Annotated in this window: 16 protein-coding genes and 2 pseudogenes; 12 read left to right on the top strand and 6 right to left on the bottom strand. The window is 62.5% G+C overall.

Annotation, left to right across the window (positions count from 1 at the left end; genetic code table 11):
• Positions 1–6 precede the first annotated feature (6 nt).
• Positions 7–1,683 carry a glycosyltransferase family 87 protein gene (locus CSW57_RS10040; protein ID WP_099382663.1) on the top strand — a complete coding sequence of 559 codons (1,677 nt, stop codon included), beginning with the start codon at positions 7–9 and terminating at the stop codon, positions 1,681–1,683.
• A 43-nt stretch (positions 1,684–1,726) separates the two neighbouring features.
• On the opposite strand, the gene CSW57_RS10035 is transcribed toward CSW57_RS10040, so the two are convergent.
• On the bottom strand, positions 1,727–2,302 hold the full coding sequence (locus CSW57_RS10035; protein WP_099382662.1) for a GNAT family N-acetyltransferase: 576 nt from the start codon (positions 2,300–2,302) through the stop codon (positions 1,727–1,729).
• Complete coding sequence (locus CSW57_RS10030) at positions 2,299–3,789, bottom strand: hypothetical protein (protein WP_099382661.1); 1,491 nt, start codon at positions 3,787–3,789, stop codon at positions 2,299–2,301. The genes CSW57_RS10035 and CSW57_RS10030 overlap by 4 nt, the downstream gene beginning before the upstream one ends.
• A 185-nt stretch (positions 3,790–3,974) precedes the next feature.
• Here CSW57_RS10030 and rpsF point away from each other — a divergent pair.
• The 4 genes and pseudogenes from rpsF to rplI form a co-directional block, all read left to right on the top strand.
• Positions 3,975–4,250 (top strand): annotated as a pseudogene (rpsF, locus tag CSW57_RS10025) (30S ribosomal protein S6); the annotation flags it as partial.
• 207 nt (positions 4,251–4,457) lie between these two features.
• Positions 4,458–4,988, top strand: coding sequence for a single-stranded DNA-binding protein (locus CSW57_RS10020; RefSeq protein ID WP_023958684.1), 531 nt, complete (start codon positions 4,458–4,460; stop codon positions 4,986–4,988).
• Positions 4,989–5,046: 58 nt separating this feature from the next.
• Complete coding sequence (gene rpsR, locus CSW57_RS10015; protein WP_023958686.1) at positions 5,047–5,310, top strand: 30S ribosomal protein S18; 264 nt, start codon at positions 5,047–5,049, stop codon at positions 5,308–5,310.
• Positions 5,311–5,328: 18 nt separating this feature from the next.
• Entirely contained in the window at positions 5,329–5,784 is a 456-nt protein-coding gene (gene rplI / locus CSW57_RS10010) for a 50S ribosomal protein L9 (RefSeq protein WP_023958688.1), read from the top strand.
• A gap of 69 nt (positions 5,785–5,853) precedes the next feature.
• On the opposite strand, the pseudogene CSW57_RS10005 reads toward rplI, so the two are convergent.
• Both CSW57_RS10005 and CSW57_RS10000 read right to left on the bottom strand, forming a co-directional pair.
• Positions 5,854–6,470 (bottom strand): annotated as a pseudogene (locus tag CSW57_RS10005) (lipocalin family protein).
• Positions 6,471–6,481: 11 nt separating this feature from the next.
• Entirely contained in the window at positions 6,482–8,614 is a 2,133-nt protein-coding gene (locus CSW57_RS10000; RefSeq protein ID WP_189339202.1) for an MMPL family transporter, read from the bottom strand.
• Between the two features lie 78 nt (positions 8,615–8,692).
• On the opposite strand from CSW57_RS10000, the gene CSW57_RS09995 reads away from it, so the two are divergent.
• Positions 8,693–9,205, top strand: a complete 513-nt coding sequence (locus CSW57_RS09995; RefSeq protein WP_023958694.1) for a MarR family winged helix-turn-helix transcriptional regulator — start codon at positions 8,693–8,695, stop codon at positions 9,203–9,205.
• Between the two features lie 109 nt (positions 9,206–9,314).
• Here the strand turns inward: CSW57_RS09995 and CSW57_RS09990 are convergent, their stop codons facing one another.
• Complete coding sequence (locus CSW57_RS09990) at positions 9,315–9,878, bottom strand: hypothetical protein (protein ID WP_099382660.1); 564 nt, start codon at positions 9,876–9,878, stop codon at positions 9,315–9,317.
• A gap of 481 nt (positions 9,879–10,359) precedes the next feature.
• Here CSW57_RS09990 and dnaB point away from each other — a divergent pair, with 481 nt between their 5' ends.
• From dnaB to CSW57_RS09965, 5 genes are all read left to right on the top strand, one after another.
• On the top strand, positions 10,360–12,957 hold the full coding sequence (gene dnaB / locus CSW57_RS09985; protein WP_099382659.1) for a replicative DNA helicase: 2,598 nt from the start codon (positions 10,360–10,362) through the stop codon (positions 12,955–12,957).
• A 237-nt stretch (positions 12,958–13,194) separates the two neighbouring features.
• Positions 13,195–14,031 carry a TIR domain-containing protein gene (locus CSW57_RS09980; protein WP_099382658.1) on the top strand — a complete coding sequence of 279 codons (837 nt, stop codon included), beginning with the start codon at positions 13,195–13,197 and terminating at the stop codon, positions 14,029–14,031.
• Between the two features lie 742 nt (positions 14,032–14,773).
• The gene (locus CSW57_RS09975) at positions 14,774–15,433 is read left to right on the top strand and encodes a hypothetical protein (RefSeq protein ID WP_143696509.1); all 660 of its coding nucleotides are present in this window, start codon (positions 14,774–14,776) and stop codon (positions 15,431–15,433) included.
• Positions 15,434–15,629: 196 nt separating this feature from the next.
• Positions 15,630–17,177, top strand: a complete 1,548-nt coding sequence (locus tag CSW57_RS09970) for a hypothetical protein (RefSeq protein WP_143696508.1) — start codon at positions 15,630–15,632, stop codon at positions 17,175–17,177.
• 465 nt (positions 17,178–17,642) lie between these two features.
• Entirely contained in the window at positions 17,643–18,308 is a 666-nt protein-coding gene (locus CSW57_RS09965) for a DUF6308 family protein (RefSeq protein WP_099382655.1), read from the top strand.
• A 320-nt stretch (positions 18,309–18,628) separates the two neighbouring features.
• Here the strand turns inward: CSW57_RS09965 and CSW57_RS09955 are convergent, their stop codons facing one another.
• The gene (locus tag CSW57_RS09955; protein WP_223249164.1) at positions 18,629–19,693 is read right to left on the bottom strand and encodes a ferredoxin--NADP reductase; all 1,065 of its coding nucleotides are present in this window, start codon (positions 19,691–19,693) and stop codon (positions 18,629–18,631) included.
• Positions 19,694–19,823: 130 nt separating this feature from the next.
• On the opposite strand from CSW57_RS09955, the gene CSW57_RS09950 reads away from it, so the two are divergent.
• Entirely contained in the window at positions 19,824–20,843 is a 1,020-nt protein-coding gene (locus CSW57_RS09950) for an alpha/beta hydrolase (protein WP_099382653.1), read from the top strand.
• The last annotated feature ends 5 nt before the right edge of the window (positions 20,844–20,848 follow it).

Genomic DNA, 20,848 nt, shown 5'->3' with positions numbered 1-20,848 from the left:
GGGGTCATGACCGACGGGGAAGCGACCGAACCGACGTCGCACGACGTGCGCGACGATGACGGTTCGGCAGCGACGGAACACCTGAACGTATTCGAGTCGCCTGCGTTGCCGGCGACCGATCGTCGGGAGGCGACCACACGCGTCCTGCCGAGCCGTACCGATCCGATCGCTTCTCCGGGCAGCATGGTGATCGGTGGCCCGGTCGGGCTGCACGCGGTGGTCGGGCGTAGTCCCGGCTGGACGCCGATCCGGGTGATGCTCCTTATCGCCCTCGTGTTCATGGCGTTGGGCTGGTACGCGAAAGCCGGGTGCCTGCAACAGGCCCCGGACAAGGCGACCGGCGAACAGACACTCGATTGGTCGGATCACCGCCAGTACACGGCGATGTGTTACGCCGACACCATCCCGCTCTACAGTGCCGAGAGACTCAACGAAGGCGCGCTCCCGTACAAGACGTTCTGGTACGAGGACAACGGCGCCGGAGGGCAGAAGCAGCGGTTCATGGAGTACCCGGTACTGACCGGGATGTTCATGTACGCCGCGGCTCAGGCCACAGAGGCCTGGCAATGGGCACACGACGATTGGGGGTTGCCCAGCGCCCTGGACGTGGTGGTCTTCTTCAATCTCGTCGCGCTGGGACTGGCATTGTGCTGGCTGGTGACCATCTGGGCCACCGCGCTCACCGCGGGGCGCAGGGTGTGGGCCGTGACGCTCGCAGCGCTCTCTCCTCTGGTCGTGGTCCACATCTTCACCAACTTCGATGCCATCGCCACTGCAGCGCTCGCCTTGGCGATGTTGGCGTGGGCCCGACGAAACCCGTGGATGACCGGGGTGTTCCTCGGAGTCGGCATCGCGGCCAAGCTCTACCCCGGATTGTTGTTGATCCCGTTGCTGGTGCTGTGTCTTCGTGCGGGCAAGGTCCGCGACTTCGCCGTCACCGCATTGATGACCGCCGCGACCTGGTTGATCATCAACCTGCCGATCATGGTCCTGCACTTTCGCGGCTGGACCGAGTTCTTCCGCCACAACTCTTCTCGGGGGACCGATCCCGACACGATCTACAACGTGGTGTCGGCTGTCACCGACTACCAGTGGGGCAACCAACCCGGGCAGCCGCCGTCTCTGCTGAACGCGGTGAGCATGGCGTTGTTCGTGGTGGTCTGTATCGGCATCGCGTTCATCGGCTTCCACGCACCGCTTCGGCCGCGGTTGGCCCAGTTGGCCTTTCTGACCGTCGCCGGGTTCCTGTTGGTCAACAAGGTGTGGAGTCCGCAGTACTCGCTGTGGCTGGTGCCTCTCGCGGTTCTGGCCCTGCCGCACACGCGAATCCTGTTGACGTGGATGCTGATCGACGCTCTCGTCTGGGTGCCGCGCATGATGTGGTACCTGTTCCAGGAGACGGATGACGGCTTGCCCGAGCAGTGGTTCCTGTCCGCAGTTGTGGTCCGGGACTTCGCGGTTCTGGCGCTGTGCGCGTTGGTGATCTGGCAGATCTATCACCCGACCGACGATCTGGTGCGTCGTGGCACCGGGTGGCAGAGCCTGGCCGTGGACGACCCCGGGGGTGGGGTGCTCGACAGGGCTCCCGACCGGTTGCCGTGGCCGAGGCGGATCAAGGTGAGAACCCGTCCGGCGCCGGACGATCCGACCTCCGACTCGATGGCGGTCTCCTCGCGCACGTGACCTGCCGTACCTGAACGGCGCTGAGGTGGCCCCTCAGGCCGGGCTATCGTTCCAGCCTCTTGGCGAGGGTCTCTCTCGCGGCGGGCCAGTCGTCGTCTGTCATCGCGAATTGCGCTGTGGTGCGCCATGATCCATCGGGGAGTGGACGGTGCTTGCGCAGCAGACCTTCGAACGTGGCGCCGAGTTTGGCGATGCCGGCCCGCGATTGGGCGTTGCGTTCATCGGTGTGCCACACCACTCTGACGGCTGACAGGTCTTCGAAGGCGCGGCGCAGCAGCAGCAGCTTGGCCTCCGGATTCACCGCGGTGCCGTGTACGGCTGCGGAGTACCAGGTGTGGCCGATGGCCAGCGCGCGATAGTCGGGAGTGATGTCGTAGTAGCTCGTGGAGCCGACCACGCGACCACTGGCTTGTTCGACCACCGCGAAGGCCACACGGTCGGGGGTGTCGAGGGCGGTCTGGATGTAACGCTCGGCGGCGGTGACGTCGCCGGGCACCGTCGTCCATCGGAATGCCTCAGGGTTGTCCACTGCGGCAGCGAGGGCGGGCGCGTCGTCGGGTACCAACTCGCGCAGCAGGATTCGGGCGCCGGAGAGCGTAGGGGCGGTGTACCAGGTCATGCCGGTACGGTAGCGGCCGTGGAGGCCGTGGGCGAGACCTTTTCCGGTGGCACCCGCAGGGGCCGACCGACGAAGTGGTAGATCAAGACCGCCAGGCACAGCGCGTGCGACCACACGCCCAGTTGGACACCACCCATCACCCACCACTCCATCTCGTCACCGCGGGTGAGGATGCCGAACATGCGGAAGATGGTGAGGTCGAGCGCCAGATCGCCGACGAGGTACAGCGTGACCAGGCGCCAGTCGACCTTGAGCAGCACGAAGAACGGAAGTATCCACAGCGTGTACTGCGGCGAATGGACCTTGTGGAACAGCATGAACCCGGCCAGCATCGCCGCGCTCACGCCGATCCACGGAAAGACGTTGCCGCGCTGCCAATGTCTGAGCCCCAGCCACACCGCCACGCCCAGCGAGACGATGATCAGCAGAGGTGAGGCGACCCCAACAATCGAGTTGTAGACGCTGTTCGCATCACTCGGCCCGTCGCCGGTGACATGCCGCAGTCCCCAGTACCAGATGGTGTTGGTGTCGACGTCGGCCTTGCGTTTGCCCTGGAACGACAGCGAAGCCTGCCAGCCCTTGAACCCGGCGATCATGAACGGCAATTGCACGGCGATCACCGTGACGACCGCGACCGCGACGACGCCGGCGGCTCCGGTCCAATCCAGGGACCGGCGGGTCAGCCGGGTGCGCAGCGACGTGGACCCACTCGCGTCGGAGTCGGGCACCATGGCGCGGGTCAGCACAAAGATGGCCAGCGGCAGCACGAACAAGCCGGGATAGATCTTGAGACAGAAGCCGATCGAGAGGATGAACGACGCCCAGAGCGCGCTGGTCCGCAACGACAACCACGGCCGGCCTGTCCGCGGATTGATCCGTGCGCCGAGGATCATCACCGCGATGGCGCCCACCGACGTCGCGACCACCGGCAGCTCCCAATTGTGGAACGCGTAGAGGATCAGCGGCGGAGTGGCTGCCCAGAGCATCACGTACCAGCGGGCCAGCAGGGCGAGCAGGATGACGATCAGGATCCCGAAGGGTACGAGCAGGATCGCGGACTGGGTCAGGAACTCGGTGTCGGTGTGGGCGCCGCTGGCGCCGAAGTACATGAGCAGTCCCGACAGCACCGGGTACTCGACCACGCCTCCGAAGAGCACCCCGTTGTCGGTGATGCCCCCGTGGATGTAGGGGAACACGTGGTTGTTGATGTCGCGGCCGATCCACAGGAACTGCAGGTCGGAATAACAGGGCATGATGATCTCGCTCGAACCGACCGGCCAGAGCGCACTGCGGCCGGACTCGTCGAACGGGGGGCCGCCGCAGGTGGCCTTGCCGAGGTAGCCGAGCCACATGAACAGTGAACTGATCAACAGCGCGAGGGTCAGGATGAGCAGGAGCTCGCCGCGGCCGGCGCTGATACGCGCCCGCCAGCCCGGTCGCGGTGTCGTCGTCATTTCCCAGGTGGAGGTGGGGGACGGCGAAGGCATGGCCTACAGGGTAGGGGGTGTCGATACGCCTCGGCCCGCCCGGTCTGGAGGTGGCTGTGGCGTGGAGGCCAGGATTTCGCTGGTCAAGCACTGTTGGGGTAGCCTGGACCGGTTGCCGACGCAGGCGACCCTCCTGCCACGGATCGTCCGTGGCCGACCTAGTCCATAGGAGGTGATGAGGTCTTATGCGTCACTACGAATTGATGGTCATTCTTGACCCCAACCTGGATGAGCGAACTGTAGCTCCATCGTTGGATACTTTCCTCAATGTGATTCGCCAGGATGGCGGAAATGTTGCGGGCGTCGATGTCTGGGGCAAGCGCCGTCTTGCCTACGAAATCCTCAAGCACACTGAGGGGATCTATGCAGTCGTCGATCTCAATGCCGAGCCCAAGACGGTCACCGAGCTCGATCGCCAGCTGAAGCTGAACGAGTCCGTGCTGCGCACCAAGGTGATGCGCGTGGACGAGCGTGCCAAGGTACGTCGCGCCAAGGTTGCTGCGAAGCACGCTGCCAAGGCTGCGGCCAAGCCGGCCAAGTAGCTCGTGACGTTCGAGTGGTCCGATCGGGCTCGCTCGAACGTCCAATGCGTGTCGGTGCCGAGCTCTAGGCTCGGTGCACATCGACCCACACCACTGCGCAACCGCAACTGAACTCGGGAGATACACATGGCAGGCGATACCGTCATCACCGTTGTCGGAAACCTGACGGCAGATCCGGAACTCCGGTTCACGCCGTCCGGTGCAGCCGTCGCGAACTTCACCGTGGCATCCACGCCACGTACGTTCGATCGGCAGTCCAACGAATGGAAAGACGGCGAAGCGCTGTTCATGCGGTGCAACATCTGGCGCGATGCCGCCGAGAATGTTGCCGAATCTCTCACCAAGGGTTCACGTGTGATCGTGTCCGGCCGGCTCAAGCAGCGGTCGTACGAAACCCGCGAGGGTGAGAAGCGCACCGTGGTGGAGCTCGAGGTCGACGAGATCGGTCCCTCGCTCCGCTACGCCACCGCAAAGGTCAATCGGGCCTCGCGCGGCGGCGGTGGCGGAGGCGGCGGCAACTTCGGTTCCGGCGGAAGCGGCGGTGGAAACCGCGGCGCTGCTGCGAACTCGGGTGCGGCCGCACAGAACGACGATCCGTGGGGCAGCGCGCCTGCCAGCGGCTCGTTCGGTGGCGGGGACGACGAACCACCGTTCTGACGAACATCTGAGTCTGCACAGGTAGCTGTGCACCTCAACACTTTTGGAGTGACAACACATGGCTGGAAAAGCTAAAGGCGGACGGAAGGTCCGTGGCGCAGAAAAGATCGTCAAGGCCAAGGCCTGCACTTTCTGCAAAGAGAAGAACCTGCTGATCGACTACAAGGACACCGCGCTCCTGCGTCGTTTCTTGTCTGACCGTGGCAAGATCCGCTCGCGTCGGGTCACCGGTAACTGCGTCCAGCATCAGCGGGACGTGGCCATCGCGGTGAAGAACTCGCGCGAAGTTGCCTTGCTGCCCTTCACCTCCACCTCTCGATAAGCGGAAAGGACCAAGAACATGAAACTGATCCTCACCGCAGAGGTCGAGAAGTTGGGTGTCCCCGGCGACACCGTCGAGGTCAAAGACGGCTACGGCCGTAATTTCCTGCTGCCTCGTGGGCTGGCCATCGTCGCCACCCGCGGAGCAGAGAAGCAGGTCGAAGGCATTCGTCGGGCACAGGACGCTCGCGCAGTGCGCGGTCTCGAGCACGCCAACGAGCTCAAGCAGGCCATCGAAGGGCTCGCCGAGGTCACGTTGGGTGTCAAGACCCACGACTCGGGCAAGCTGTTCGGTTCGGTCTCGGCCGCTGACGTGGTCAGCGCCATCAAGAGTGCCGGCGGACCTGCTGTCGACAAGCGCAACATCGAGCTGCCCAAGGGCCACATCAAGGCCACCGGTACCTACCCGGTCTTGGTGAACCTGCACAGCGACGTTGTCGCACAGTTCAACCTCACCGTGACTGCCGGCAAGTAGTCACCAAGGTTCAACACGCAACAAACCCCCGGCCACATGTGGTCGGGGGTTTGTTGTATCTGCGAGTGATCAGACGGTGCAGAGCGGACGGATCTCGTTTGAACCACCGGTGGTCGGAGAGGTGAGGAGCAGGCAGGCGTTGTAGCCGCGGTCTTCGGCGACCTTGCGGACTGCTTCCACTGGTCGGTGCTCACGGCCGGCTCACGGGACAACACGAATGCTGATGTGCGCTCGGGGCTTCCGACAAATGCCCAGGAGTAGTCATCGGCGATGTAGGTGACCACATAATTGGTGGGCCCATCCTTGGATTCCTGTGTCGGAACGCCTGGGAAGCTGACGTGGAGCTGGGCACCGGTGACCTTGTCGTTGACCCGGGCGTTGCCGACGATCCGGTTCTCCTGGTTGGTCCAGGTGGTGCAGGTGTTCTCCACCCGGATGTTCGACGGGTCGATCAACTGGTAGTTCGCCATTGTGTCGCGCGCGCAGATGAGGTTGAACGGCTGCGGGATGGCGGCGATCTGATTCCAGTCACCGAGATAGCGCTGGGTGTCCAGCTTGGCCACCGGCTTCAGTGGCTGGGGTAGCGAGCTGGTGTCCGCCGAAGCGGGAGCCGCACAGGCAAGAGCGAAAGCGATTGCAAGACCGCCGATCACGATGCGGCTGAGTCGGCGAGGTGAAAATGCCATGGTCTCATCTCCTACTTCTGTTGTTGTAACTCCGGTAGTGGACGCGCTTTTCGGTCCACGGTGCCTGGCCACCAGATGCGGGGCCCGATCACGCTGAAGAGTGCGGGAATCACCACGGTCCGAACCAGGAACGTGTCGAGGAGGATTCCGAGTCCGACGATGATGCCCAGCTGGGTCAGTGTGATGAGTGGGAGGATGCCGAGCACGCAGAAGACTGCGGCCAATACGATTCCCGCACTGGTGATCACGGCACCGGTAGAGGCCACTGCCCGCACGATGGCGTCTCGCGTGCCGTGGCCGGGTGTCTCTTCCCTCGCACGGATCACCAAGAACATTGTGTAGTCGATTCCCAGGGCAACCAAGAACAGGAAGGCGTAGAGCGGGACGTTGTTGTCCAGGGCCGGGAAGCCGAAGATGTGTTCGCTGATCAGACTGCCGATCCCGATGGCGGCGACTGTGCTCAGCACTGTTGTCGCAACCAGCACCACCGGCGCCACCAGAGCGCGCAGGAACGCGATCAGGATGACGAACACGACGGCGAGGATCAGCGGGATGATCAGGAGCCGATCACGTTCGGACGCATTGGCGATGTCGAGGGCTTTGGCATCGGATCCGCCGACGAGCGCCTCCGCGTCGGGAACGCCGCCCGTGGCGTCGCGTAACTGATCGATGATGTCGAATGCTGGCTCGGACGCTGGGTCGGCGTCGATGACCACGGACCACTTGGTGAGGCCGTTGTCGGACCGCCCCGTCTCGGTCGCCGAGATCACTCCGTCGGTGCTGTCCAGGACAGACTGGATCTCCTCGGCCGCAGCGGTATTCGCGATGACGATTGTGGGGTCGGATTGCCCGGCGGGGAAGTGCTCGGCGAGTGTGTCAAAACCTTCGACGGAGTCCGCGCTCACCCGGAACTGCTCGGTCTGTGAGAGGCCGATGTTCGCGCTGAGCAGGCCCAACGAACATGCGACCAGTGCGGTGAGGGCAACCGCGAGAACGCGAACCGGGTGCCGAGAAACGGCGTTTGCGATCTTGAACCAGTTACCGCCCTCGGTTGGCACCGGATCGCCCACCTTGGGGATGAACGGCCAGAAAAGTCGAGTTCCGAACAGCGCCAACAGAGGTGGCAACACCAGCAACGCGAAGATCACTGCGACAACAAGACCCGCAGCCGCCAGCGCGCCGAGACTGCGGGTACTCGGCAGTGCGGCAAGCAGGAGCGTGAGCAGAGCCAGTACCACTGTTGCGTTCGAAGCGAGGATGGCCGGGCCGGAATGACGGACTGCGTGCTGCAACGCAATCCGGTGGTCCTGCTCTTTGCGCAGCTCTTCCCGATACCGCGAGATCAGCAGCAGGGCGTAGTTGGTGCCCGCGCCGAACACCAGCACACTGGTGATGCCCGAGGTGGATCCGTCAAACGAGAGGCCGGTCAGCTCGGCCAGCCCGGTGCCGACCGAACTCGCCAGCCGATCGGCAAACCCGATGACCAGCAAGGGAACCAGCCACAGAACTGGTGAGCGATACGTGACGATCAGTAGAAGGGCGACAACGAGTGCCGTCACTGCCAACAGCGTGACGTTGGCACCGGAGAACGAGTTTGCGGTGTCGGCGCCGAACGCCGGCCCACCGGTCACGTAGGTGGTCAGTCCGCTCGGTAGGCCGTCGTCGGCGGCGTCCCGCAACTCGTCGACGAGGTCGGTGAGCTTGAAGCCGTTGAGGTCGGCGCTGACGGGCACGACCGAGATGGCTGCAATTCCATCAGGAGAGACGACAGCGCCCGGGCCGGCCGACGCGGTGGTGGGCACCGAGCGGTCGACAGTCAGCATGCGCTGTAGCGCTTGCTCGACCGCGGCCTTGTCGTCGTCGGATAGCGGCGCGCCGTCGCTGCGAACGGCGACGAGTACGGCTGCAGTTACGTCCGAATCCGGGAAGCTGTCGAGCAATTCGCTCACCTGTGCCGAATCAGCCGATGTAGGAAGCGAATCCGGCGCTTGATCTCCCGAGTCGTTCTCGCCGATCAGCCCCATGGCTGCGCCGGAGATCAGGATGACCGCCAGTGCGATCCACCACGATCTACGGCCGCTCACTGCGGCAGCAAAGCGATCCCACCAGGTGGGAGAATGAGTCGACGTGTTCGAGGTCGCCATGTTCCCAACAATCTCACATTCTAAAATATTGAGCAACTAAACTATCTCCAGGCCTTATAGTCCTGGCAGGAGGTACCCATGCCCGACAATCAGCCGGCGCAGGACAACCGCGCAGCGCTCGAGTCCCAGATCTCGTCGGATGTCCGGGCGCTCAACGCCGAGTCCGATCAGATCTCGCGTGTGTTCGCGACCTTGAATGACCTCAGTGCAAACGACTTTCGCGCCTTGCTGCACGTGATGGTTGCCGATGCCGCGGGTGCGCCGTTGACGTCGGGTGCACTCGGCAAGCGTTTGCAGGTGTCGGGCGGGGCTGTGACGCATCTTGTGGAACGCATGATCGGCTCCGGGCACATCCGGCGAGAGGCCGACGAACGCGACCGTCGAAAGGTGATCCTGCGCTACGACGAACACGGGATGGCCGTGGCGAGGGCGTTCTTCGCCCCGCTGGGCAAGCACACCCACGATGCGATGGTGGACCTTCCTGACGAAGATCTTGCCGCGGCCCATCGGGTGTTCACGGCGTTGATCTCCGCGATGCACACGTACGAGGACGAACTCGGTAATGCCGGTGGGGCGACGCCCGGGCGGTGACTCGTGGGCTCGGTGTATGTCCCCAGACCCTCCGGCTTCGGTGAGTGCCTCCGGTTGCAGTCGGAGGTTGTGGCCGCAGTCGGAGGGTTTGGCGCCCAAGAGGATTGGGTCAGCGCTGATCTGGAGGAAGGAACTCGGGGGAGCGGTTAGCGTCGTGGTACTGGTCGCCCGCAGGCGTCACGAACTTGTACCACGACTGAGTCAACGTGAACGCTCTCGGACCGGCCACACACGTCACGCCGATGGGGCTCACCGCGCAGCTCGATCCGTCGACGGTGATCGACTCACCGATCTCCAGCAGGGGTGGCTGGAACCAGCCCCGCGGATGCACCGTGTACGAGGTGTTCGGAGGGACCCAATAGGGGCCCATCTGGCCCGCAGAGATGGCTGCGCCGACGATTCCCGGAGGCGCGGTGGACGGGTGGCCGGTGCACGCCGCGTAGGCGTAGCCGGGGCCCAAGGCGCAGACCCGGCCGCCGGGAGTGACGAAGAACGTCTTGCCGTTGTCGACGAAGTCGGGGGATCGGTAGCCGTAGGGGTCTACGGGCACGTAACCGGCGAGATCGGGGATCTGCGTGTACGTGGGGCCCGGTACCGCGGAGGCCGGCGAACCGGCCGACAGCAGTCCGACAGTGGCCGCGACAGCGGCGATCACCCCGATGAACTTCCTCATGAACGCCTCCCCAGAACATTCGTCCGTGCCCGATCATTGCACCACTGTTGGCCGGCCCGTGTGGCCGGTTCGGTGAGCATGAATCTGTGCACGTCACGGTCACTTTAGGGCAAGTGATCGAAGTTCGTGCGTTTGTAGTACAACTCGATTTGTCAAACCGAACACGCCCGAAACCGTACTTGCAGAGACACGCCGTGTGAATGGGTATCCACAGTAAGAAAAAGTGAGTGACCGTGCCTGAGCTGCGGCGTTGCGTCTATTCACCGCACTTATCCACAGGTAGCCAACAGGGCGCTAACAACTATCCGCACACCGTCCACAGTTGGTGCACAGGATGGTCCACAGCTCCGTTTGGCGGGATCGGCCTTAGCCCTTAGTGTCTGGCGGGTGCGCATGCAGATCGGCGGCGATCTGAGGCGATTGGGTTGTCAGACCCTCTTGAAATAGTGGTCGATGAACCTGAAGCGAAAGGGGTGGCGCGTTGGCCGTAGTTGACGATCGTGGGCACACAACTCCGCGTGAAGAGGCGCCCCCGAGCGAAGACTTCGGCCGCCAGCCCCCGCAGGACATGGCCGCCGAGCAATCTGTTCTGGGCGGCATGATGCTGTCCAAAGACGCCATCGCCGACGTGCTGGAGAAGCTTCGTCCAGGTGACTTCTACCGGCCCGCGCACCAGGCTGTGTACGACGCGATTCTCGACCTCTACGGGAAGGGCGAGCCGGCCGATGCCGTCACCGTTGCCGGTCAGCTGGACCGTGTTGGTGAGCTTCGACGGATCGGCGGGGCTCCCTATCTCCACACACTCATCTCGACGGTGCCTACTGCGGCCAACGCCGGCTTCTACGCGGAGATAGTCGCCGAGAAGGCGATTCTGCGGCGCCTTGTCGAAGCCGGTACGCGCATCGTCCAATACGGCTACGCCGGGGCCGACGGTCAGGATGTCGCAGAGGTCGTGGACCGCGCGCAGGCCGAGGTGTACGAGGTCACCGAGCGTCGTACCGCCGAAGACTATGTGGCGCTTGAAGAGTTGCTGCAGCCCACGATGGACGAGATCGACTCCATTGCGTCGCGTGGTGGTCTATCCCTCGGTGTGCCAACGGGTTTCCACGATCTCGACGAAGTGACCAACGGTTTGCACCCGGGTCAAATGATAATCGTTGCTGCCCGGCCTGGTGTGGGAAAAGCGCTGGCACTGGGTACGCTTCTGCCGACGCCGTCGGGTTGGACCACGATGGGGGAAGTCAAGGTCGGCGATCACCTGATCGGCGCCGATGGCAAGCCAACCCGGGTTGTTGCGGCGACCGAGGTGATGCAGGATCGGCCTTGCTACGAAGTCGAGTTCTCAGATGGGTCTGTGCTGATCGCTGATGAGCAGCACCAGTGGCTGACGGACACCCGAGCTTCTCGGCGCTACCCGCGCATACCTGCTGAGGTACGCACCACGGGACAGATCTTTTCGACGCTTCGCACCACTACCGCGGACCAACGAGCCAACCACTCCGTCACGAACGCACGGGCGGTTCAGCTTCCAAAACAGGATCTCTTGGTTCAGCCGTACACGTTGGGCGCTTGGCTGGGCGACGGGTCATCCGATGCTGCGGTCCTGACGTCAGCAGATCCCGAAATCCCGATGAGGATCGAGGGTGAGGGTTACGTCTGCCGGAAGAGTGCAAACGTCAAGCTCCGATACGGAATCAGCTTGCCTGGCGATGAACCGTTTGCGAAGAAGTCCTGTGTCGTGTGTGGCAAGGAGTTCACTCCGGCGTTCGCCCATGTCCGTACATGTGGTCAGTCATGCGGCGGCAAGTCTCGGTTCATGTCTGCGGCAGTTGCTCCGAACCCGTGCAAGTGGTGTGGTCGAGAGTTCACCGGCAAGTACGCGTGTCAGGAATGCCTGTACTCGGTCGGTAGTGTTCAGGGCCGGTTGCGCATGCTTGGGGTTTTGGGCAACAAGCACATTCCGACTCAGTACCTGCGCGCATCTGAGGAGCAGCGGCGAGCATTACTCGCTGGGCTACTCGACACCGATGGGACTGTGACAGCGGGTGGTTCGGTTCAGTTCACTGGGACAAACCCGACGCTGGTGGCCAATGTGCGCGAGCTCATCGTGAGTCTCGGGTACCGCTGCGGCACATCGACGAAGCGGGTCAATGGTCATACCGAAGCCTCATCGACTGCGTACTCGCTGACGTTCGCGACCGACGATGAGGTCTTCGGTCTCGCTCGAAAGGCTCTGCTACACAAAGAGCGTCGCCGCGCGAAGAACTTGTCACGGTCATCTTCCCGGTTCATCGTGGATGTGCGGCCCATCGACAGCGTTCCCGTGCGGTGCGTGCAGGTCGACAACAACGACCACATGTACCTTGCCGGTGAGGCCATGATCCCCACCCACAACTCGACGCTCGCGATGGACTTCCTGCGGTCCTGCTCCATCAAGCATCAGATGACCAGTGCCATGTTCTCTTTGGAGATGAGCAAAACCGAGATCGTGATGCGGTTGCTCTCAGCCGAAGCGAAGATCAAACTCGGCGACATGCGCTCGGGCCGGATGAGCGATGACGACTGGACCCGCTTGGCTCGCCGAATGGGTGAGATCTCCGAGGCGCCGTTGTTCATCGACGACTCGCCCAACCTCACGATGATGGAAATCCGTGCCAAGGCAAGGCGTTTGAAGCAGCGCCATGACCTCAAGCTAGTGGTGATCGACTACATGCAGCTGATGTCGTCCGGCAAGAAAGTCGAATCGCGCCAGCAGGAAGTTTCCGAGTTCTCGCGAAGCATCAAGTTGCTCGCCAAAGAGCTCGAGGTTCCAGTGGTCGCCATCAGTCAGCTGAACCGTGGTCCAGAGCAACGTACCGACAAGCGCCCGCAGGTCTCCGACCTCCGTGAGTCCGGTTCGCTGGAGCAGGACGCCGACATGGTGATCCTGCTGCATCGCCCCGACGCGTTCGAGCGCGATGATCCTCGAGCCGGCGAAGCCGACATCATCCTGGGTAAGCACCGTAACGGCCCCACATCCACGATTACTGTTGCGCACCAACTGCATTTGAGTCGGTTCGTGGATATGGCGCGCGGCTGAGCGGTCGGTGTCGGGGGAGGTGCTCCTGGGCCAGCGATGTCGGTTCGCATGCTTGGTCGAGTCCGTACGGCTCGATCCGCGGTCAATCACTGCGGGTTGATACCCGCAGGTTATGTGCGTTACAGCCGTGCGTTCTCGGGCAAGCGAACGTTGGTGTCACTTCGCGTCGTAGGCGCGCTGTAACCTCATACTCCGTCGAGGCGACGCAGCTAGTTCGATCAGATACGAGGTCCTCACATGAGCGCAGAGTCAGATCTCAAGCGGTACAGAGCAGATGCCGAACGCCTCAGGAAAGACATCAGCGCAGCGTCGAGCACCGTCGCCGACAAGCGGAAGAAGGCACTTGCCGCCGGACAGGCAGCAGACAAGTCCAAAAGCCCCGCGACGCAGAAGAGTAAACGCGCCGATGCTGAGCGCTTGACAAAAGCAGCCAACGACGCGGAGAAGAAACGCGCCGATCTGGAAAAGAAACTCGCGGCCACAGAGGTCAAGGTTAACGCCGCTCTAGGGAAGGTCGAGAAGGAACGAGCGGTTCGGGAACGATCGCGGGAGCGCAAGTTGCAAGAACTCGCTCGCACGACTGACCGTGCCGCCACGCAATTCGCAACCCCACTACCGAGCCGTGTCGGCGCCACTACTCCGTTGATTCGAAACCAGCGCCCGGAGCACGATGTGTTTCTCTCCCATGCGAGCGAGGACAAGGACGAGATCGCGCGTCCGCTCAAGGACGCCTTGGAAGCGCTTGACCTTAATGTGTGGTTCGACGAGATCCGGATCAAGGTTGGGCATTCGATCCGGCAAAGCATCGAAGAGGGGATTTCCAACTCCCGCTTCGGAGTAGTGATTGTCTCGCCCGACTTCTTCGCCAAACAGTGGACGAATGCAGAGTTGGATGCGCTCTTCGGCAAGAAAATGGGTACAGGTGAAAACCTTGTTCTCCCCGTGTGGCACCACGTGTCAAAGGACGAGGTGATGCGGCACTCGCCCCTGCTTGCCGGCATCCTCGCACTTAATACTGCAATCATGACGGTAGACGAGATCGCCGCAGCACTGGCTGAAGCGGTCCGCGAATAGCCGCTGAAAGCCCGGCGGCCGCAGCCGAGGGGGCCAGCGCTCGACCTGACACAACGGCGGCTGGTCGGTGGTTGCGTGGACCGACAGTAAGGTCTGTCGAAACGTTCAAAGTCGGTCGGATGCTGCTAGAACCGGTCTAGCGCGGGCTGCGACGCCCTTCACCAGCGTTGCCATGCTGTGTCGCAAAGTGTTCGACGCGGCCCATCTTTAGGGTGGACGTGTCCACTTAATTGAGGTCGGCGACCTCGCCCTCCTCCGGGTGCTAGCGCGTTAGCCCTTCATTACGATCGAGATCGAATGTTAGCGAAACTAGTCGACCGTCAGCGCGCATCAACCAAACGTATGAAGCGAGGCCTAGGGGGTTCGATTAACTGGCATTCGAGCGGTGAACCCAGCGATCATATGGAACTGCATGCAAGAATAGGCGCGTCCCCACCCGGAGAGGGTTGCTATGTCATTTAACGCACCTCCCAACTGGCCCACCCCGCCTTCTGGCTGGACGCCGGGGCCGGACTGGACGCCCTTACCTGAATGGGGCCCCGCTCCCGATGGCTGGGACTTCGGTGGTTGGCAGCCGCCTGAGCCGCAACCATCGCGAGGCATCCGGCGTGCGACATCGACATTCGTCAAGCATCCACTGTGGACAACGCTCGGAGCTTTCATTGGCGTTGTTGGCGTAGTGATCTCCGGCTTCCAGATCTATCAATCCACGCAGAGCGCTGCCGCTGATCTCGAGGTCGCAATGACCTCCATAGGCGGCCCGGAACAAGTAGTAGCGGTTGGTTACGATCGCGCGGCCAAGAAGGTAAACCTGGACATACCCGTTGGGGATTTTAAGGCCAACCCGATCGACCTAACGCTCAAGAATAGTGGCGGACAGCCATCTCTTATCACCAAGGTAATTGCGGACGTCAAGCACTTTGAGGTCTTGCGAGACTGCACTCGGTCTGGTGCCGGGCCTGCTGGGATCACTGCCGAGTACACATTCAGGATTCCCACAGATCCCACCACCGGCCAAGTGATACTTGGAAAACACGACCACGACGTTCGATTTGAGACGAAACCTGGGGCTGTGGATCGGATGGCGCTCACAATCGGCCCCGATATCGAAAGTTTCTATAACACGCCGTACGTGCTCGGAGCGCACTTTATTCTGGTTGCCGAGGGCGGCAAAGAACTTGACGCCGGAAGCTATACCATAGTCGGAAACCACAGAGCTATCGAGACGAACCTTGACGGGGTTCTTGATCCAGCGTGCTCCCAGGAGAATCTCGAGACGCTCGAAACGATCTACGCGTTTCAGTCGACGAAAGCGCCCGAACTCGATCAGCTGCGAGACACATTCCGAACGAATGTAGCGTCTTCATCGGCGGGTAGCTCAGCTGCTCCGGCCGGCGGGTAGGCGGGCGAGACAGACCTTCGCCAGCTACCGTGCTGGGTGCAGCGGTCGGATGGCACGACCACACGCCGCTGCGGCGTGGAAAGACTATGGTTGGACAAACCAAGTTGAGAGCAACAGCGAAAAGATTTGGTTGACATTTGCGTGCCGTCGGCCGAACACATGAATCTTCCTGTCTTGCAGTACATGCTCGTCGCGCGTGAGAGAATCTGCCATGCGAATGTCTGGCGGCGCTGTCGCGATCTTTACCGTCGTTGCCGGTCTGATTGTGGGTTGTTCGAGCAGTGGCGGTGAGTCGTCCTCTCACCGCCTAGAAGCGTCGGTGAACGGCGATGGTGTCGAGATTGTCCTGAACGACTTCACGGTTGCAGGTCCGCCCGGGGTTGGGCAAGGCTCAAAACTGAGTGTGGTCGACGATGTTCCTCCTGAGCAGGTGGTCCTGCCGGAAGGGGTGTCGTGGCTCGACCCCTTGTCACCTACCGTGCAGATTGCCCTAGACGGTGAGCGCCAGCCGGGCGCACCGCTGCAGCTGACCTACCGGCTGCCGGAGGATGCGGATCGCCCCGAGGGCGCAGTGCCAGTGGTTGTGTCGCGCAGTGCAGACGGCAGTGTCGACATGGTTGAAGCCCGTGTCGAGGGCGACACTGTCGTAGCCGATCTCGGTCACCTGAGCTGGGACATGTTTGCCTGGTTGAAGCCAGACAAGCTGAATAAGCAGCTCACCGAGTTTGTGAAACCCATCTTGGGAACGGGTTCACCGAAACCAGACTGCGTCGGTAGACCGTTGACGTACCCCAACCTGATCAAGACCGTCACCGCGGTGGAAGGCGACATCGCGTGGACGTGCATGTCGAACACCCCGGGGTCGAATGCAATGGAACCGAGCACAAGTGTTGAGATCACCATTAACTCGCCGTATGCCTGGCGACTCTCCGCCGACCCCCGCCCGCTGAACCTCGTATTCACGGAAACTGATTCGGCAAACGAGTATTTGCGAGACTTCTACGACGAGTCCGTCAACACCACCGACGTCGCCGGTCCAGGGGACACCGTCCGGATGGATTTCGGCCAGTACGAGCGAGGCCCTCGCACCGGCACTTTGACCCGAAACCCGAAAATGGACGCGATCGCCCTGAGCGCCTGGGCCTACGAGGAAGCGCTGCAACAAGGCCCGCTGAAGAACGTTTTCAAAGGATTGGACATAGGTCGCGAGCTCATCAAGTGCGCCGGCACCCGATCAGACGCCGGTGTAGACCGCCTAGGAGCAGACCTGGTCTCATGCGCTCAAGGGCTCGGCGCCGCAGTGATACGCCTGGTCATTGGTAAGACCGGGGTCGCGTTTGGCGCCTACATAGGTGAGGTGGTCAGTAAAACCCCCACCACGGCAACGTGGACCATCACCAATCAGACGCGAAACACACCGACCAGCCAAACCCCTACCACCGTCAATAGTGACAACGTCGTGCTCGGGAGCTCCGACAACCAATACTCCGTCGGGTACGGCACGGCTAGGCCCACTACAGTCTCGTTGAACTCGCTGTGTGCCAACACAATCAGCAACATTACCTGGTCCACTTGGGGTGGCATGGAAGCGACAGGGCAGGGACAGATGTGCGCGCCTGCTGGCTCGCCCGAGAGCGGAGGCCCGGTCCAGCTCACCGCGACCGACGTCGGTGACTGCGACGGTGCAACGGCCTACCGCAAACTTTTGATTAACGGCCGACAAGCATGGAACCTGTGCGGATAGGTGTCACACACCGATGGTGGCCGTCACGGCGTGGCGTGGGCCTGCCGCTACGCCTGCCTGACCGGGCAGCACAGACGGATGACCTCCGCTGGTCTTGGATCTTTGACGATCTTTGTGCCGGAGCTTCCGCCTTCACAACATCGCTCGACGACCGACTGCCCTGTGTTACCCACAAATCTTCGTCGAGGCCCTGCTCGACCGGCCTCGATCAACAATGTGAACCTGGGGGTTTCAAATTTGATTGGTCGGCATGACTTCAGCCGGCCGGCAATTACGTCAACGCCCTCAAGGTGCTGCACTAACCAGCTTTATCGCAGATCACGACAGCGGTACCAGCGTGAATTCCCTGATCGCCGTCAGAGGCAGCCACCTGAAACAAGGGCGGCTTAGCGCGTGGACGGCCCTTACTTTGCGGGAGAGCCAAAGAACCCCGGCGATCTCGGCGCAGTGGTTACGCTGTGGCGCATGACAATTGCAGCATGGGCGATTCCCGAGGTGCTCCATGGACAGCACAGCGATCAGGCGGCCGCCCTGCTGCGCCGCTACTTTGACATCGGCACTGAGGGGCAGCCGAACTTCACTGGTTCGATGTTCGAACGATTCGACGGTGGGGGAGATGCACCGCATGTCGTAGACCGCTTCACCGCCGCCGATATGGTCGCCGTCAGCATGCTCAGCGTCGACGTCCCCGCCGCGGCCGCACTGCGCATCCTCCATCCCGGCCAGCACCACCTCAACGACGTACTAGCTGCTCTGCCACACGACCTGGACCTGGTCAACGCCGACGACGAGCACCTGCGGCGCGGTGAGCAACTGTGGAAACTGACCCGGACCGCTGGCGTGGGGCCAGTAACAACGAGCCAACTCCTCGCCCGCAAACGCCCCCGGTTACTGCCGGTCATTGACACCGTGGTCAAAGGCGTGCTCACCCATCCTCGCCGCGGTGACTTCTACCGAACCCTGCGCCATCACCTCGCCGCCGACGGCCACGCTTTGCACCGCCATCTCGAGGCCGTTCGAGAGCGTGCGGACATCGGATCAGATATCAGCGCTATCCGTTGCTTCGACGTGATCGTGTGGCTGGCAGGCCGAGACAATCGTGTCGCGATGACCGGTCGTGGACGGTTTTGAGGTAGTTCCACCTCGGGCTGATAGTTGGTGACTATTCCGGATCGAAGACGAGGGGTGGACAACCCGACGCGATGAGCAACTACTGCTAAACGAGTTAGCGCGGACCGATTTCGCACGTGTCGGACCGGTGGGCTCATTCCTGTGAAACTCGTAGAGCAGCTGCAGGTTCATCTGAATCATCCTCGCGCAGTGGAGAGCGTGACCCACCTCGTCAAGGCACTGGCTGACTGGTCACTCGACGCCGAGACGTCATCGCTCGTGCCCGGCACGCTTACGACCTGCAGTACCCCGAGAACGAGGTCCGATGACTGTCGAACTGCCTACTCGATGACGATGTCGAGACTGTCGGAAACAGGCACGGACTGACATGCAAGCCGCATGCCTTTGCCTAATTCATAGTTATCGAGCGTGTCGTTGACGCGCATATCGACTTCACCGGTTTTGAGGGTGAAAGCGCATGCGCCGCAATTGCCCTCCCGGCAGACGAAGGGGGCGTCGATACCGTTGTCGAGCATCGCGTCGAGGAGAACCGTGTCGGGCGGGCAGCGGAAGGTGTAGTCCTCGCCCTCGACCTCTGCGGTGACAGGCGTACCCACGTCCGTCGCGGACGGGGGATCGGCGACCGCGGTATGGAACGGGTTGGCCTGGATAGAGGTAAAGACCTCTCGATGAATGGCATCGGGGGAGAGTCCCGCGGCGACGAGGGCGTCATGCGCGAGGTTCATGAATACCGCAGGGCCGCACAGGTATGCATCCGAATCGGGCGATGGAGTCACCAGGTTGCGCAACCCGGTGGCGGTCGGCAAACCGTGGTCGGACTCGAACCAGTGGATCACCTCGAGGCGCGTCGGATAACGCTGGAGTAGGTCGGCCAGGGTGGTCGCGAACATCACCGATTCGGTCGACCTGTTCGCGTAGACCAGCACGACCCGCTCCTGGTGGACCTCCAACGCGGTCTTGAGGATGGACAGCACCGGGGTGATCCCACTGCCTGCCGCGACAAGAACGAGTGGCTTGTCCCACCGTGACGGCACAAAAGAGCCCGCAGGCCTCAGCGCGGACAGGGTCATGCCGACGGTGGCGTTGTCGCAGAGCCAGTTGGACGCGTAACCGCCAGGGGTGCGTTTGACCGAGATCGCCGGCTGATCGTCGCAGTCTGGGCTGCTCGACAGCGAGTAACAACGTGCCACGGACCGGTCTTCTTCATGTGGGATCTCGAGGGTGACGAATTGGCCGGGCCGGTAGTCGAACGGCCCCAGACGGTCGGTGTCGGGTGTGGAGAAGACGAGGGTGACGGCGTCGGACGTTTCCTCGATGACGTTCTCGACCTGCAGACGAAGGGTTCGTGCACTGGTGGCCGTGTCGCCGACTGAATCAATCGTCAAGAGTCGTCCTTTCGTGCACTGTCTGCACTCGGCCGACATTGGCAGCCTGTTCCGTGGAGTGAGTGCGTTCGATCTGCGTGAACAAACCGTACCATTGACAAATGGCACAGTTTCCGATGATGCTGTCGTTATGACAACGAGAAGCGCAGTCGTGCCGGTGCGGGGATCCCTGCGATCCCGGTGTGCTGCGCGGGTGACGGCGTCGACGCTGCGTCCGATCGCGTCGCGGCTTCCGTACGACAAGGGTGGCGTGCAGGTAGCGCGGGTTCTCGTCGAGGTCGCAATGCGTTTGTGCGGCAGTAGGTTGCGCGGAACCAGGGTCACAGCGGTCAGCGACAACGGTGTCGTCGGTGAGTGGGTGGACGCCACGAAACCCGGGTTCCCGGACGAGAATGTCTCAGACCAGAATGCCTCGGGCGAGGCCGCCGGGGTGGTGCTGTATCTACACGGGAGCGCCTACGCGATCTGTTCGGCGCGCACGCACCGTGGCCTGGCATCGCGACTTTCACGTGAAGCGGGTCTGCCGGTGTTCGTGGTGGACTATCGACTCGCACCCGAGCATCCGTTCCCGTCTGCCGCGGACGACATCGAGCGGGCGTATCGATGGCTGCTGGAGCGTGGCTATGACCCCGGCAACATCGTCGTCGCGGGAGACTCCGCGGGCGGGCACCTCGCGCTGGACCTGGTCATCGACAACGCCCGGCGCTCAATTCCTCAGCCTGCTGCGGTGGTGCTGTTTTCCCCCTTGATCGACCTGATGTTCGATTTGGCCGAGGGCCGCGAACGCGTGCGGCGCGATCCGATGATTTCCGCTGCCGGCGCGCGGGCCCTCACCACGCTCTACACAACCGGGCAGGAACCGGATATCCCGCGCCTGCGACTGGCAGTGGAGGCCGGAACGGTGTTGCCGCCCTTCCTGGTGCAGGCCGGCGGCGCGGAGATGCTGGTCGCCGACGCCGAGTATCTGCGTGACCTCGTCGAAGCCAACGCGGGTACATGCACGCTCGAGATCTGGCCCGACCAGATGCACGTCTTCCAAGCGCTTGATCGCGTGTCTCCTGAGGCGGCGCCCGCGTTGCGGCGGGCTGCACAGTTCCTCCGCTCCGAACTCGGTCTCACCGCAGTCCCTTTCGGCCATTCAGCCCTCTAACAGAA

The organism is Williamsia muralis (assembly GCF_002735905.1).
Lineage (GTDB): Bacteria > Actinomycetota > Actinomycetes > Mycobacteriales > Mycobacteriaceae > Williamsia > Williamsia muralis_A.
This window is presented reverse-complemented; position numbering and strand designations above follow the sequence as displayed.